Annotated in this window: 13 protein-coding genes and 1 pseudogene; 8 read left to right on the top strand and 6 right to left on the bottom strand. The window is 43.5% G+C overall.

What is annotated here, in order from left to right:
* Positions 1-66 precede the first annotated feature (66 nt).
* The gene (locus ACN6MV_RS18640) at positions 67-2,142 is read left to right on the top strand and encodes a beta-galactosidase (RefSeq protein ID WP_375103268.1); all 2,076 of its coding nucleotides are present in this window, start codon (positions 67-69) and stop codon (positions 2,140-2,142) included.
* A 44-nt stretch (positions 2,143-2,186) separates the two neighbouring features.
* Here ACN6MV_RS18640 and ACN6MV_RS18635 read toward each other — a convergent pair.
* Positions 2,187-2,733, bottom strand: a pseudogene (locus tag ACN6MV_RS18635) (N-acetyltransferase family protein).
* Positions 2,730-3,380, bottom strand: coding sequence for an NUDIX hydrolase (locus ACN6MV_RS18630; protein ID WP_419884608.1), 651 nt, complete (start codon positions 3,378-3,380; stop codon positions 2,730-2,732). The pseudogene ACN6MV_RS18635 and the gene ACN6MV_RS18630 overlap by 4 nt, the downstream one beginning before the upstream one ends.
* Before the next feature lie 142 nt (positions 3,381-3,522).
* On the opposite strand from ACN6MV_RS18630, the gene ACN6MV_RS18625 reads away from it, so the two are divergent.
* Together ACN6MV_RS18625 and ACN6MV_RS18620 are read left to right on the top strand one after the other, a co-directional pair.
* The gene (locus tag ACN6MV_RS18625; protein WP_076119599.1) at positions 3,523-4,050 is read left to right on the top strand and encodes a hypothetical protein; all 528 of its coding nucleotides are present in this window, start codon (positions 3,523-3,525) and stop codon (positions 4,048-4,050) included.
* The gene (locus tag ACN6MV_RS18620; protein ID WP_419884607.1) at positions 4,050-4,484 is read left to right on the top strand and encodes a DUF5301 domain-containing protein; all 435 of its coding nucleotides are present in this window, start codon (positions 4,050-4,052) and stop codon (positions 4,482-4,484) included. The genes ACN6MV_RS18625 and ACN6MV_RS18620 overlap by 1 nt, the downstream gene beginning before the upstream one ends.
* Before the next feature lie 45 nt (positions 4,485-4,529).
* Here the strand turns inward: ACN6MV_RS18620 and kduD are convergent, their stop codons facing one another.
* Genes kduD through kduI form a run of 3 tightly spaced genes read right to left on the bottom strand, consistent with a single transcriptional unit; the run spans position 4,530 to position 6,953 of the window.
* The gene (gene kduD, locus ACN6MV_RS18615; protein ID WP_375103265.1) at positions 4,530-5,288 is read right to left on the bottom strand and encodes a 2-dehydro-3-deoxy-D-gluconate 5-dehydrogenase KduD; all 759 of its coding nucleotides are present in this window, start codon (positions 5,286-5,288) and stop codon (positions 4,530-4,532) included.
* Positions 5,289-5,329: 41 nt separating this feature from the next.
* Positions 5,330-6,085 (bottom strand): DeoR/GlpR family DNA-binding transcription regulator, encoded by a 756-nt coding sequence (locus tag ACN6MV_RS18610; protein WP_042128753.1) that lies wholly within the window; start codon positions 6,083-6,085, stop codon positions 5,330-5,332.
* Positions 6,086-6,119: 34 nt separating this feature from the next.
* Positions 6,120-6,953: a 5-dehydro-4-deoxy-D-glucuronate isomerase gene (kduI, locus tag ACN6MV_RS18605; protein WP_341113607.1), complete on the bottom strand. Its 834-nt coding sequence runs from the start codon at positions 6,951-6,953 to the stop codon at positions 6,120-6,122.
* Positions 6,954-7,189: 236 nt separating this feature from the next.
* Between kduI and ACN6MV_RS18600 the strand changes: the two genes are divergently transcribed.
* Both ACN6MV_RS18600 and aspA read left to right on the top strand, forming a co-directional pair.
* Positions 7,190-8,866 carry a hypothetical protein gene (locus tag ACN6MV_RS18600; RefSeq protein ID WP_419884606.1) on the top strand — a complete coding sequence of 559 codons (1,677 nt, stop codon included), beginning with the start codon at positions 7,190-7,192 and terminating at the stop codon, positions 8,864-8,866.
* A 344-nt stretch (positions 8,867-9,210) separates the two neighbouring features.
* Positions 9,211-10,635: an aspartate ammonia-lyase gene (gene aspA / locus ACN6MV_RS18595; RefSeq protein WP_042128747.1), complete on the top strand. Its 1,425-nt coding sequence runs from the start codon at positions 9,211-9,213 to the stop codon at positions 10,633-10,635.
* Between the two features lie 111 nt (positions 10,636-10,746).
* Here aspA and ACN6MV_RS18590 read toward each other — a convergent pair whose 3' ends face one another.
* Complete coding sequence (locus ACN6MV_RS18590; RefSeq protein WP_042128745.1) at positions 10,747-11,286, bottom strand: MerR family transcriptional regulator; 540 nt, start codon at positions 11,284-11,286, stop codon at positions 10,747-10,749.
* Positions 11,287-11,498: 212 nt separating this feature from the next.
* Between ACN6MV_RS18590 and ACN6MV_RS18585 the strand changes: the two genes are divergently transcribed.
* From ACN6MV_RS18585 to ACN6MV_RS18575, 3 genes are read left to right on the top strand one after another with little or no spacing between them, the layout of a single operon-like run.
* On the top strand, positions 11,499-12,119 hold the full coding sequence (locus tag ACN6MV_RS18585) for a bifunctional transcriptional activator/DNA repair enzyme AdaA (protein ID WP_419884605.1): 621 nt from the start codon (positions 11,499-11,501) through the stop codon (positions 12,117-12,119).
* Positions 12,109-12,642 (top strand): methylated-DNA--[protein]-cysteine S-methyltransferase, encoded by a 534-nt coding sequence (locus tag ACN6MV_RS18580; protein ID WP_042128742.1) that lies wholly within the window; start codon positions 12,109-12,111, stop codon positions 12,640-12,642. The genes ACN6MV_RS18585 and ACN6MV_RS18580 overlap by 11 nt, the downstream gene beginning before the upstream one ends.
* Positions 12,639-13,457, top strand: coding sequence for an SPL family radical SAM protein (locus ACN6MV_RS18575; RefSeq protein WP_042128740.1), 819 nt, complete (start codon positions 12,639-12,641; stop codon positions 13,455-13,457). Before ACN6MV_RS18580 ends, ACN6MV_RS18575 begins: the two co-directional genes overlap by 4 nt.
* Positions 13,458-13,493: the final 36 nt, after the last annotated feature.

The raw sequence follows: 13,493 nt of genomic DNA, 5'->3' as shown, positions 1-13,493 counted from the left end.
CTAACGTCTCATCAGAGAATAGTCCCATTCCAAAAATGGGCAGAATTGAGAGGATGATCTTACACAATGAGTAAAAAACATTCCCCGATTAGTAGCAAAGCTCCAGTGATGCTGCACGGTGCTGATTATAATCCTGAACAATGGCTGAAGTATCCAGAAATTTTGCGTGAAGATATTCGTCTGATGAAGCTTGCAAACTGTAATGTGATGTCTGTCGGAATTTTTTCTTGGGTATCCCTAGAGCCTGAAGAAGGTGTATTCACTTTTGATTGGCTAGATAGTGTATTGGATTCTTTTGCTGAGAATGGGATTTACGCATTTCTAGCAACACCAAGTGGAGCACGGCCTGCTTGGATGTCTGAGAAGTACCCTGAAGTTCTAAGAGTGGAACGTAATCGTGTTCACAATTTACATGGCTTCCGTCATAATCATTGCTTCACCTCACCTGTGTATCGGGAGAAAACTGCGATTTTAAATGCGAAGCTTGCGGAACGTTATAGCCAGCATCCGGCTGTTATCGGTTGGCATATTTCGAATGAGTTCGGTGGTGAATGCCACTGTGATCTTTGTCAGAATGCTTTTAGAGATTGGTTAAAGGTCAAATACAATAACAGTCTGGATGAGGTAAATCATGCTTGGTGGGCTACTTTTTGGAGTCATACCTACACTTCATGGACACAGATTGAATCCCCAGCGCCACATGGAGAAACACAAGTACACGGCTTGAACCTCGACTGGCGGCGTTTTGTCAGCGAACGGACGATTGATTTCTGTCAGCATGAGATTAATGTTGTACGCCCTTACAATCCAGCGCTGCCAATTACAACGAATATGCATATGATCGATGGCATTGATTATCGCGAACTAGCCAAAATTCTGGATGTTGTCTCATGGGACGCTTATCCAGAATGGCATTATACTGAAGACGGTGACGATGCTAGACTGGCGGCATGGACGGCGATGCACTACGATTTAATGCGTTCTTTTAAAAAGAAACCGTTCCTGCTCATGGAGAGCACACCATCACTTACGAACTGGCAATCGGTCAGTAAGCTGAAGCGTCCTGGCATGCACAAGCTGTCTTCACTTCAAGCGGTAGCGCATGGTTCGGATTCTGTACAATATTTCCAATGGCGTAAAAGCCGGGGCTCTAGTGAGAAGTTCCACGGTGCGGTTGTTGACCATAGCGGACATTCCGAGACTCGTGTGTTTAAAGACGTTACAGAGGTAGGAAAGACGCTGGCGGGAATGACAGAAGTAGTAGGTACATCAACTCCAGTGAGAACAGCGATTATTTTCGATTGGGACAACCGCTGGGCGATCAAAGATGCACAAGGTATTCGTAATTCAGGATTACGTTATGAGGAGACTGTACTCCAGCATTATCGTGCACTTTGGGAGCTGGGTATTCCGGTTGATATGATCGGATCGGGAGATGATCTGTCCTCCTACAGTCTGGTCATTGCACCTATGTTATATCTGATCAGCGAAGAAAATGGAAAGCGCATCGAGAAGTTTGTGGAGCAGGGCGGAAATTTCCTGGCAACCTATTGGTCTGGTGTCGTTAACGAAACGGATTTATGCCATTTGGGTGGATTCCCTGGACCACTGCGCAGAACGCTCGGTATTTGGGCGGAGGAGACAGAAGGACTGCATAGCCGTGATTTGAATGGTGTTGTCATGCAGGCGAGCAATGCACTTAATCTTAGTGGAGATTATGATGCGCATGAAATTGCTGAGCTGATACACTTGGAAGGTGCGGAAGCATTAGGCACTTATCGCAGTGATTTCTATGCTGGCCGTCCAGCACTTACGGTAAATCGTTTCGGTGAAGGAAATGCATATCACCTAGCTACTCGTGTGAAAGACGCTTCTTTCTACGTTGAATTGTATGCCGCGATCACTGCTAAAGCAGGAATTACGCGTGCACTTGATAGTGAGCTTCCAACTGGTGTGACAGCGCAGCTTCGTACCGATGGAGAAAGCGATTATATCTTTGTGCAAAACTACAGTGGCAGTCCGCAATCAGTCAAATTAGATGGTGTGGATTATACAGATTTGAGCTCAGGTACTACAGCTCCGGCTGTGTTGAATCTAGCGGTAAATGATCTCGTAATGTTGAAGCGTAAATCGCTAGTATAAAAAGAAGGCAGGACCTGGGGGATTCAGGTTCTGCCTTTTTACTATCAATTCATAAGTCGTCCCATCATAATCGTGTTATAGAATTTGCCATCCGAAAGGACCTTGTCGTTCTTTAATGTGCCTTCGATCTCAAAGCCGAGCTTTTGATAAAGTTTAATTGCTTTGTCGTTCGTTTCCAGGACATTTAAAGCGATTTTCTGGATACCGTTAGCGTCGGCCCAAGCAATAGATTCTGCTAAAAGATTCTTTCCAATTCCATAACCCCAATAATCCTGCAACACACATACTCCAAACTCTACTTTATGAGCGAATCTTTTTAAAGTAGGACCTTCACATCGGGAGAACCCAACGATTTGATCCTCAACTACCGCTACAAGAAACAAATTTCTGGGTTCCTTCGAATCAGATTGAATAAGCACCGTGAAGCCTAATTCCGTCAATGAACGCTTCCCCTGGTTCTCTGTCTAAATTCTCGGTCTCACCATCAATTTGTACTCTTAATTTGGACAATGTCATAGCATCCGTAGGGATTGCAGATCGAATGATGTATTGGATTCCTCTCACACTAAATATTTGTTGATCAATAATCATTTGTCCTCCGTTACTTCTGATGATTTTAGAAATATTGCCTCGATGCCCTCAATAATACGAGAATAATAATCCGTATCGTGGGGTACAAAATGGGTCTTGTCTACATCCTGCTCAATGGCAATTCTATGTCCATGCGGATCGATTTGAAAACCGTTGACTTGTAGACTATGTATTTCTTCCTGCCAAAATCTGCAGAAATCAGAGAACTTAGCTTTGACAATGCCGGCGACCTCTTCTTGTTGTAACTGAAAATCTTCTAGTCGATAGGAATTGATATAAATAAAGACATGCGCTCGTTCATTATCGATAAAGTTTTCTTTTTTCATACTGTAAGGAATTGTTCCTAGCGGGATCAGTTCTTCAAAAGAAATCTCCAGTCCCAGTTCTTCTTGAACCTCGCGTATTCCATCTTCTACAGTTTCATTTGCTAGCAAATGTCCGGCGGCCGTGATGTCCAGTAGTCCTGCATAATCTTGTTTCTGTTCACTCCGAAGTTGTAAATAGATATAGGGTATTTCCTGATCTTTGCTTATGAACCAGCAGTGGAAAGTCTCATGCCAATGACCTAACCGATGTACCTCTTCACGTGGAGCCGTACCTGTTCGGTTGCCTGCTTCATCAAAAATGGTAAGTATCTCATTATGCATAGAAAAGCTCCTTTGTGATGATTTCTTCTTTCTAAAGCCTATCATAAAACCGTTCGAATTACCCTAAATGTTAGGGTGGTTCTTATTGACAACATCTAGAATGATATGTATATTTTTGGATGTTAATCAAAGGAGGAGTTAAATGAATTTAGTAACCATGAAGCAGAAGGATTTGGACACTTTAAGTGATGAAAGACTAGGATGGGCCTGTATGGAGCCTACCTTTCAGCAGATTCGCGCAAAATCACCATCGATCAAATCCGAAGTGATCTCCAAGCTCACAGATGGACAGAAAGCTCTTTGTATGTTCAGAGTAATGCATGATCACAGCCGTAATTCCGAAGGGGAATATTATGCTTGGATTTCTTACATGCAAGACCTGCCGGGGTATTGGACAGGGGTGATGGGTGGCATACGATTTTTTGGCGATGATCCGATGATTCTTTTGCTTCAGGAAACAAAGGCATTTCTCGAAGAAAGAAACAATCGTCTTGGAATACAGTGGGTTGATGCTACCATCACGGATCTCGATCGTGACCCTGAGTTGTTGAGAGAGATGAGTGGTTTATTTGAACGATTTAAGAACATAGCCGAAGATAGCCACAGACTGATTGGCGAGTATATTCGGGCACATCCTGGAGAATTTGTGCAGATAGAGGGCTCAGATTAATGAAAAAAACTAATCCGTACATCGTGTTTCTTGTAGTATTCATTATTGGCTTTTGGAGCATTAAGTTATATCACAGTTATAATTCATTTAAAAATATTATTTTAGATCGAATCGATACAGCCGAAATCACGTCCATCGAGATTCTTAAATCGTCAAATGATGAACAAGTAGAAGTTGAGGATCCGAAAGAAATTGAAAAGATAATAAATGAGTTCTCTGATGTGAAACTGAGAAGAAGTAATACTGCTGATAAACCTACGGAAACCTATTGGATAAGTATACGTGTAAATAAAGCTTTGCGTTTTGGAATGACTCTCACAGACACTAATTTTCTGCATATCATTGATCTTGCTAGTAACAATAAGTATCACTCCGGGGGTTTTAAAATTACAAGTAAGTTTGATGGGGAATCTATTACAAGCTTGTTTAAGTAAAAATAACCCGCTGCCACAGGCAGCGGGTTAAATATTTCAGGTTATTTATCTAGCCATCCATCCGCCGTCAACATTAAGAATGTGGCCGTTCAAGTAGTCAGAAGCCGCGGAAGCCAAGAATACAGCAGGACCTTTAAGATCATCAGGCGTTCCCCAACGTGCAGCAGGGATACGATCTAAGATGGCATCCGAACGACTTTGGTCGGCACGGATTGGAGCTGTATTTTCAGTAGCCATGTAGCCTGGTGCAATCGCATTGATGTTCAGTCCGGAGCCTGCCCATTCGTTGGCAAAAGCTTTAGTAAGACCAGCAACCCCGTGCTTACTTGCGGTGTAACCAGGAACATTGATACCGCCTTGATAGGAGAGCATGGAGGCGATGTTAATGATTTTGCCGGATCCTCTTTCAAGGAAGTGGCGACCCGCGATCTGAGACAGAAGGAACACTGTGTTCAGGTTCAAGTTGATTACATCGAACCAGTCTTTTTCACTATGGTCTTTTGCCGGAGTACGGCGGATCATTCCTGCACAGTTCACGAGAATGTCAACATGACCGGTCAGTTCAAGGGCTTGGTCAAATGTGTTTTGCAGGTTGTTATGATCACTTAGGTCAGATTCGATGCTAACCGCTTTTACGCCAAAAGCTTTTGCAGCGTTTACGGTTTCTTCACTTGTATTAAGAGATACGGATGCGATATCTGCACCTGCTTCTGCGAAGGCTAGGGCAATCCCTTGCCCAAGACCTTGCGCTGCACCGGTTACGAGTGCTGTTTTACCTGCCAAGCTGAATAATGATGATGACATATAATTACGCCCCTTTGATTTAAATGGATATGATTCCGTTATTACTCACATTCAATGATAACGCCGGCATTGCGGAACTGTTTTGTCGTCTCGGGGGAGAGTCCATTATCTGTCAAGATAACGTCAACCTCCTGCAGAGAAGCAAATGTACGTAGCGCAGTTTGACCAAATTTATGGTGATCGACAACCGCGAACACCTTACGGGCTGTAGACACAAGGGCTTGCTTAAACTCAATTAAATCTCCTGTATATATGGAAAGTCCATGTTCAATATGAACAGCTGTAGAGGACACAAATGCTTTTTGAATATTAAGCTGTTGCACATAGGAGACGGCTTCAGGGCCGGCCAACATATTACGGACACGGTAACCCCCGGGAACGACCAGGCGAATATGATCTTTGGGAACCAGCTCGCTGATGATGTATACATCATTGGTGACTACCGTCAGAGGCATATTGTCCAGGCGTCGAGCAATTTCAAGCGTTGTGCTCCCACCGTCAAGAGCTATAATATCGTCCTGTTCAATATGAGCAAGTGCACGCAAGGCGATTTCCGTTTTCTCGTCGGAATACTTATCCAGGGGATCCTTGGAGGGTAAAATACCAAACTGGTCACTTTGTGCCAGCACAGCTCCGCCATGGACACGAACGATCAGTCCTTGTTCCTCCAGCTTGCTTAAATCCTCACGAATTGTTTTTCCGGTAACCTGCAGCTTATCGCTCAGTTCATTCACCGTTACATCTTTTTGGTTCAGCATAACTTCCATAATCATCTCGTGTCGTCGTATCGGGTTCATCCGCTTGCCTCAGCTTTCCGTAATTAATTTATCTCTATTGTAGTTCTTTCATGGATACGGGGTCCATATCATCATATCTTTTATTATCACCAGCCATACTCCAGATAAAAGTATAGTTATGAGTGCCGACACCACTATGGATGGACCAGCTTGGAGAAATAACGGCTTGTTCGTTTTGCATTACGATATGGCGAGTTTCATTAGGCTCTCCCATCAAGTGGAACACAACGGAATCGTCTGGTAGATCGAAATAGAAATAAGCTTCCATCCGGCGTGGATGTGTATGTGCTGGCATCGTATTCCACATGCTACCTGGCTTCAGTTGAGTCATACCCATAACTAGCTGAGCACTTTGTACGCCATTTGTATGAATGAATCGGTGAATGGTACGTTCGTTGGAGTTCTCCAAACCGCCCATCGCACCGGATTCGGATTCGGCCAGTGTGGTTTTGGTAGTTGGATAGGACTGGTGAGCAGGTGCAGAATTCAAATAGAATTTGGCGGGCTTGGAAGCGTCTGCACTTTTGAAGATAACATCTTTAGAACCTTGACCGACATACAGACATTCTTTGAAATCCACTTCATATTCTGTACCATCGACAACAACCGTCCCTTTACCGCCAACGTTGATGATCCCCAGCTCACGGCGTTCGAGGAAGTAAGTAACCCCAAGTTCTTTAAGGTCTGTAGTAAGAACTACTTCTTCTTTAACAGGATTAGCACCACCAACGATCATACGATCTTCATGTGTAAGCACAAGCTTTAGCTCATCAGGTGCAAAAATGACAGGAATGTGGAATTCCTTACGGAGGCGCTCAGTGTCAAACTGCTTAACTTCATTAGGATGGGATGCGAAACGTCTTTCCATGGAATATTCAATCTCCTTAACAAGCATATTTTTCGTTCGTATAGGTACAATTTACTCCATTTAAGTTCATTTTACAAGTGTAATTTTTATTATTTATGTTCATTTTAGTTTATTATTAGGTTTTTGTAATTGCAAAATGAACAAAAAGTGTGCACAATAGAGCTAAAATGCTTTGTTCTCATTCGTAGGGTTATTGTCATACTATTGAGAATTGAGATATGGGAGGTCGAACTTGAATGCTGGAGTCAAATGGTATTCAGAGTAGTTATAAGGAGCGTCAGCAAGAAATTATTTTTAAAATCGCATTGGAAGCGGAGCGGCGACCTCTCCTGGAGAGTGGACTCTGGTTCCACGATGATGTGCGAAATAACTTTTATTATGGCTCGTATCTTTTTGCAGCTGCAGTAGATGATTCTCTGGTGATACCTTTCGATCGTGAACTAGCGAAGCAGAAGGCACAGGATGTGCTGCTGGAGACTTTATTGCTTCAGAATCGACAAGCCGGTACGGAGCTCTACGGACACTGGCCACTTGGTTTGAATCCTATTCCACGTGAAGCATCGCCGCACGAGTTACCTGTGGAAATTATGGGGAGTCTGATGGCTTACTTTTGCAAAAAATATGGCGGATCACTAAATGCGCAACTCCGTATTGTCCTGAATACAGCATTTGGGCACATTTATCGGAGTGATTTCTTCCGTAAGCCGGTAGTAACCTTTGGACACCATGAAGCGAAATATACAGCAGCAAAGCTGATTTTTGGTACGATGTTCGCAGACGAAATATTGCTTGAAGATGGTCGGCAAAGTCTGAAGAGTACGCTAGCGTATATTCGCTCCAAAGGTATGCCTGAATACGGCAGTCTTCCGTGGTTCTGGCATTGGGTGCAAGCGTTTACCTGTGCTTTGGAGCTTGTCTCAGCAGAGGATACGGATTTAATAATTACTCTTAAAGAAATGCTTGATCATCTTTGGAATGTCAGAGCAGCATTTTATTTGCGTGGAGCTTGGGTAGGGGCACATTCAAGAGGTTGGCCTCATGACGTACCCGGTGACGCTAATGTGCTGCATGACTATGTTCAGTTCGGGGACTTCAAGCTTCCTGAGGCAATGCCACGCACGGAATATGCTGGACTCCTTTTCTATAAAGCACCTGAAGAGGCCTTAACAGCTGCAATGAATCACCAGACGCCAGTGGAAGCTATCAAGCTTACACGGAAAGTAGTTCCTGCAGATCCGAACGTTCAACCGCTGCTTCATTCCTATGCCTATATTACAGAGGAATTTGCCGCAGGTGGGATGTGGGAGCGAGTAGAGGAATTCGATAATGAGCAGCTCCGATGGGCGTTCTCCCTGCCTGTGAATGGAGAAGGAGGGTCCAACCAGTTATATTTCTTCCACCCAGGTCAAGGCTACAATGAGGGAGATCCTCGCCATCAGAGTCGTTATATGGAGGTCCTCTATCACAAGAATGTTATTATTTCTTTATTCCCCATTCCTCAGGGTGATAAGAATACGATCATCGGTGTTCTTCCTCATGGGGAGTGGATGCAAGACCCGAACGCCTTGTTTGGTCAGGTTGGGGATGTCTTTTTCGCAATTTATTTATCACATTCATACCAACTGCAGGAACGGCCGGGATATATTGAGGTAACCGTTCAAGGAAAGCCGGGTGGGGTGATCGTTGAAGCGATAGGTGTTAAGGAGTCCGCGGAGCTTGGAATCATCGGACTAGATGCTTTCGTTATAGCTATGGCCCACAATGAACCGCAGTTCGAGATGGAAGACGGGTTGGCGGCTCATTATACGACCAGTAATGGCGATAGATTACAATTGAGTATCGAGAGTGAGTTAAAGCGACCGCGAGCTTTATTGAATGATGTGAAGATTTCCTTGGAGAACTATACGGTTTAATAATAACTCAACATAGTTGTGAGTAAAGTTTGGATGGGGTCGACCTTAAGGTCGGCTCTTTTTAATTTGTAAATATGTGATGAGATTTGATGGCATGAAGTGCAATAGAATTTAATTAATGTACATACTATGCTATAGCTTCATTTGGAAATTTACTCCTAATAAAAACCACCTTTCCTTTAAGGGCAAGGCTTTCGTAAACTTATTTGAAATTAATTACATTAATCTCTAATTTTATGAGAGACATTTGTCACAATAAAGGTTAATATCTAAGTGAGACATATGAATGAATGCGCTTTCTTAAATCCGATCAAACCTAACTCAAAGAATGCGAGGGATTTACTGTGACAGGAACTGAATTTCGTGTAGAGAATGATTTTCTAGGCAGCAAACAAGTAGATAAGAACGCATACTATGGGATTCAGACATTACGCGCAGTAGAGAATTTTCCAATTACGGGTTATAGAGTGCACAATGAATTAATCAAAGCGATGGGGATCGTAAAGAAAGCCGCTGCGCTTGCAAATATGGAAATCGGCAGGCTCTATCGTGGGCTTGGAGAAGTGGTTGTGAAAGCAGCAGATGAGATCATCGAAGGTCAATGGCACGAACAATTTATTGTAGACCCTATACAGGGTGGTGCAGGTACCTCATTAAATATGAATGCGAATGAAGTCATTGCTAACCGAGCCTTAGAGCTGCTTGGTCATGAAAAAGGAGACTATCGTCATTTAAGTCCCAACTCTCATGTGAACATGGCGCAGTCTACAAATGATGCATTCCCGACGGCTATTCATATTGCGACGCTTTCTCTTTTGGAACAACTACTTGTAACTATGCGCAGAATGCATGAGGTGTTTGCAGACAAAGCCAAGGAATTCGATCCGGTTATAAAAATGGGACGCACGCATCTACAAGATGCAGTGCCGATTCGTCTGGGCCAAGAGTTCGAGGCTTATCGCAGAGTACTTGAGAGAGATATCAAACGTATTGAACATACACGTCATCATTTGTATGAAGTGAATATGGGGGCAACGGCTGTAGGAACTGGATTAAATGCTGACCCTCGATATATCGAAGTGGTTGTTGAGCATTTGGCTGAAATAAGTGGATTGCCGCTAGTTACTGCAGATCATCTTGTGGATGCTACGCAAAATACAGATGCATACACCGAAGTATCTGCTGCCCTAAAGGTCTGCATGATGAACATGTCTAAGATTGCTAATGATCTTCGACTCATGGCCTCCGGCCCGCGGACTGGGTTTAATGAAATTTCACTACCTGCTCGCCAGCCTGGTTCCTCCATTATGCCAGGTAAAGTCAATCCGGTTATGGCAGAGGTCATCAATCAGGTAGCTTTTCAAGTGATAGGGAATGATCATACGATCTGTCTGGCTTCCCAAGCGGGTCAACTGGAACTGAATGTTATGGAGCCAGTTCTAGTATTTAATCTCATTCAGTCCATCAGCATCATGAACAACTCCTTCCAAGTGTTCACAGACTTCTGTCTGGCTGGTATTGAAGCCAATAAAGAGAAGCTAGAGCGGGATGTGGAACGGAGTGTCGGAATCATTACTGCGGTTAACCCACATTTGGGCTACGAAGTGGTTTCTCGTATTGCTCGTGAGGCGATTTTGACAGGAGAATCTGTTCGTGAATTGTGCCTTAAGTATAATGTGTTATCCGAGGAAGAGCTAAATCTGATTCTGGACCCATACGAAATGACACATCCGGGAATCGCAGGCTCAGCTTTATTGCAGAAACAGTAGGGGATTGCCTAACCATTAGTCACTGCCTTTGTCATCCGTATTCTACGTTATTTAATAAGAACCTACTTCAACGATAGTTAGAAGTAGGTTCTTTTGCGTTGCGTTTCAGGCTTATAGGAAAAAGAATGAGCGTAATAGCCCGCGCTTTCTTGGTGGAGAGGGTAATCTTGAAGTGATAACGGGATAGGATGCTTCATTAGGTGTGAAGGTTTTTCCTTTTGTAACTTGCATGGGTTCAAGGGATGCCGCTAATTGTTTAATCATTATCCGCAGATCCTCAAGCTCTTCACGCTGCTGAAGCAGCTGTATCATGACTACTTCGTCGGCTTTTTGATCGAGTGTACGTTCGATATAATGAATCCGGGACAATATATCTTGCATAGGCTCAGCGTCAGTGGGATGAAGTGGGTCTTGCGGTGACGACGACAATTGATGCTCATTCGCGACAGTTAATTGAATACCCTCTAGTGCTTCTCCGTGATTAATGCAATCTTTAATATGATTGAGCAAGCTAATTTGCTGCTCTGAGAATGTATAGTGGCCAAATCGGTCCTTTGGAAAAAAGTCAGGGAACATAGCAGCCCAACGTTTGATCGTTGTTTGGCTAACAGACAACAGCTCTGCGGCATCCTTTGTTTTCAGAATTTCCATTTCGATTCCTCCAGTTCAGGTAGACTTGTTATGAGTAATTCGTTGTTCAATTGCTGCTCCCTGCACGGTTGACAAAGGAAGTGCGGATTCGATAAACAAAGTGTTATTACGAGCAATCTCACCACTTTTGTATTTCACTATCTTGCTTTTACATTCTAGAATGAGTACAGATAACCCTGAAGCAGGGTATACTTGGTTTAGAGGTAAAGCGTATGGATAGGAGTGGAGATGTGGAAAAGATGAACGAGGAGCAATGGCAGGCGATTTTGCAAAATGATGCAGCTTATAACGATAAATTCTTTTATGCTGTGAAGACTACGGGAATCTTTTGCCGACCTTCCTGTAAGTCCAAAGCACCTAATCGAGAGAATACACGTATCTTTCAAAATGCAGAACAAGCGATAGAATCTGGATTTCGTCCCTGTAAAAGATGCAAACCGACGGGTGAGCGGCTGCCGGATAAGGAATGGGTGGCTGTAATGACTGAATATATCGACAAGCATTATCAGGAACCTCTTACTCTTGAAATGTTGGCAGAAGTCTGTCATGGAAGCCCTTATCATCTGCATCGAACCTTCAAGAAAATAACGGGAATCACTCCTGTGGATTATATACAGCAAAAGAGAATCGATCAGGCATCTGAATATTTGGTTACCACGGATCGGGCTGTAGCTGATATTGGAACACATGTGGGTCTGCCAAATCCGTCGTATTTTATTACCTTATTTAAGAAAAAGACGGGGCACACCCCAACGCAGTATCGACAGCTTAACAAAGTAGAATTAACGAATCATTCTGAATTATTCTTGGAGGTACAGAAAAATGGAGAGTAGACCAAATGCAATCATATACTGGACATTGCTAGCTTATAAGGAATGGAGCTTCTATATCGCAGCATCGGAGAAAGGATTAAGTTATGTGGGGTCGCAGCAGAAGCCATTCGAAGAAATGAGTGACTGGATCAGCCGAAGATTTCCTGGAAGTGAACTGGTGCAGGACGATGAGAAAATGGTTCCATTTGTACAGGAACTGATCGAATATTTGCAAGGGGAACGGCAGGCATTCAGCATTCCTTTTGACTATCGTGGGACTCCATTTCAACTTGCGGTGTGGAAAGCGTTATGTGAAATTCCATATGGACAAACGTGGTCTTATTCGGACATTGCCACATATATTCAAAAACCGGCTGCAGTACGAGCGGTAGGGACGGCGATTGGTGCGAATCCGATATTAATTACGGTGCCCTGTCACCGAGTCATTGGCAAGAATGGGACATTAACCGGATACCGCGGGGGATTAGAGATGAAGACGAGGCTGCTTCATTTGGAGAGCGGGAAGCTTGCTCAAGAACTATGAAGAATGAGATCCAGTACAAAACCCCAAAGACCTTACTTAATAAAGGGACGGGTTATCTGAATGGATACAGTCATTCTTTGAATCCATATACCGGATGTACTTATGGCTGTTCATATTGTTATGTGCGTCAAATGCCCGTTTCACTGTTCCGTAAAGAGGAATGGGGGATGTGGGTAGATGTCAAACAAGAAGTTGCAGCTATCCTACGCAAAGAACTCCAAAAAGCAAAGTCCAAAGGACCGGTCTCCATCTTTATGTCTTCTAGTACAGATCCTTACCAACCGATAGAGTACAAGGAACAAGTAACAAGAGCTTTATTGGAGGTTATGGTAGAGAATCTGCCTGATTTTTTATTCGTGCAGACGCGTAGTCCGCTCGTAAGCAGAGATATGGATTTGCTAATACGCTTAGGAGATAAGGTTCGTGTGAGTATGACTGTAGAGACGGATCGTGAAGATATTCGCAAAAAATTCACACCAAGTGCTCCGCCCATTTCTGCGAGATTAAAGACACTGAAATTACTGCGTAATGCGGGCATTCCTGTTCAAGCAACCATCGCTCCGGTATTGCCAAGCAGCACTTCTTTTCCTGAGATTCTTAGGGAACTCGTGGATAGAGTCTGTATTGACGATTATTTTATGGGAGATGGCAGTGGGGGAAAACGTACACGAAGATTAGGTATATATTCCCTTTATGAAGAGCTGCAACTGGAAGATTGGTATGATCCAGCGGCATATCGTAGGGTGTACGATGGACTCCGGAGTGTTTTTTCTGAAGATGAGCTGTTCTTGAGCCAGAAGGGGTTCGAGCCTTAAACTGAAACATGATATAATAAACGAGAGCATTCATAC

Origin of the sequence: Paenibacillus sp. B-A-8, assembly GCF_048572915.1 — a bacterium.
Taxonomy (GTDB): Bacteria; Bacillota; Bacilli; order Paenibacillales; family Paenibacillaceae; genus Paenibacillus_AQ.
Note: the sequence above shows the minus strand (reverse complement) of the source record. Positions and strands in the feature narration are given on the sequence as shown.

Coding starts and splice junctions, on each gene's coding strand:
- ACN6MV_RS18585 (WP_419884605.1), top strand. CDS start 11,499: ATGGATAGGAGTGGAGATGTGGAAAAGATGAACGAGGAGCAATGGCAG.
- ACN6MV_RS18620 (WP_419884607.1), top strand. CDS start 4,050: ATGAAAAAAACTAATCCGTACATCGTGTTTCTTGTAGTATTCATTATT.
- ACN6MV_RS18580 (WP_042128742.1), top strand. CDS start 12,109: ATGGAGAGTAGACCAAATGCAATCATATACTGGACATTGCTAGCTTAT.
- ACN6MV_RS18590 (WP_042128745.1), bottom strand. CDS start 11,286: ATGGAAATTCTGAAAACAAAGGATGCCGCAGAGCTGTTGTCTGTTAGC.
- ACN6MV_RS18610 (WP_042128753.1), bottom strand. CDS start 6,085: ATGAACCCGATACGACGACACGAGATGATTATGGAAGTTATGCTGAAC.
- ACN6MV_RS18625 (WP_076119599.1), top strand. CDS start 3,523: ATGAATTTAGTAACCATGAAGCAGAAGGATTTGGACACTTTAAGTGAT.
- ACN6MV_RS18630 (WP_419884608.1), bottom strand. CDS start 3,380: ATGCATAATGAGATACTTACCATTTTTGATGAAGCAGGCAACCGAACA.
- kduD (WP_375103265.1), bottom strand. CDS start 5,288: ATGTCATCATCATTATTCAGCTTGGCAGGTAAAACAGCACTCGTAACC.
- ACN6MV_RS18575 (WP_042128740.1), top strand. CDS start 12,639: ATGAAGAATGAGATCCAGTACAAAACCCCAAAGACCTTACTTAATAAA.
- ACN6MV_RS18600 (WP_419884606.1), top strand. CDS start 7,190: ATGCTGGAGTCAAATGGTATTCAGAGTAGTTATAAGGAGCGTCAGCAA.
- ACN6MV_RS18640 (WP_375103268.1), top strand. CDS start 67: ATGAGTAAAAAACATTCCCCGATTAGTAGCAAAGCTCCAGTGATGCTG.
- kduI (WP_341113607.1), bottom strand. CDS start 6,953: ATGGAAAGACGTTTCGCATCCCATCCTAATGAAGTTAAGCAGTTTGAC.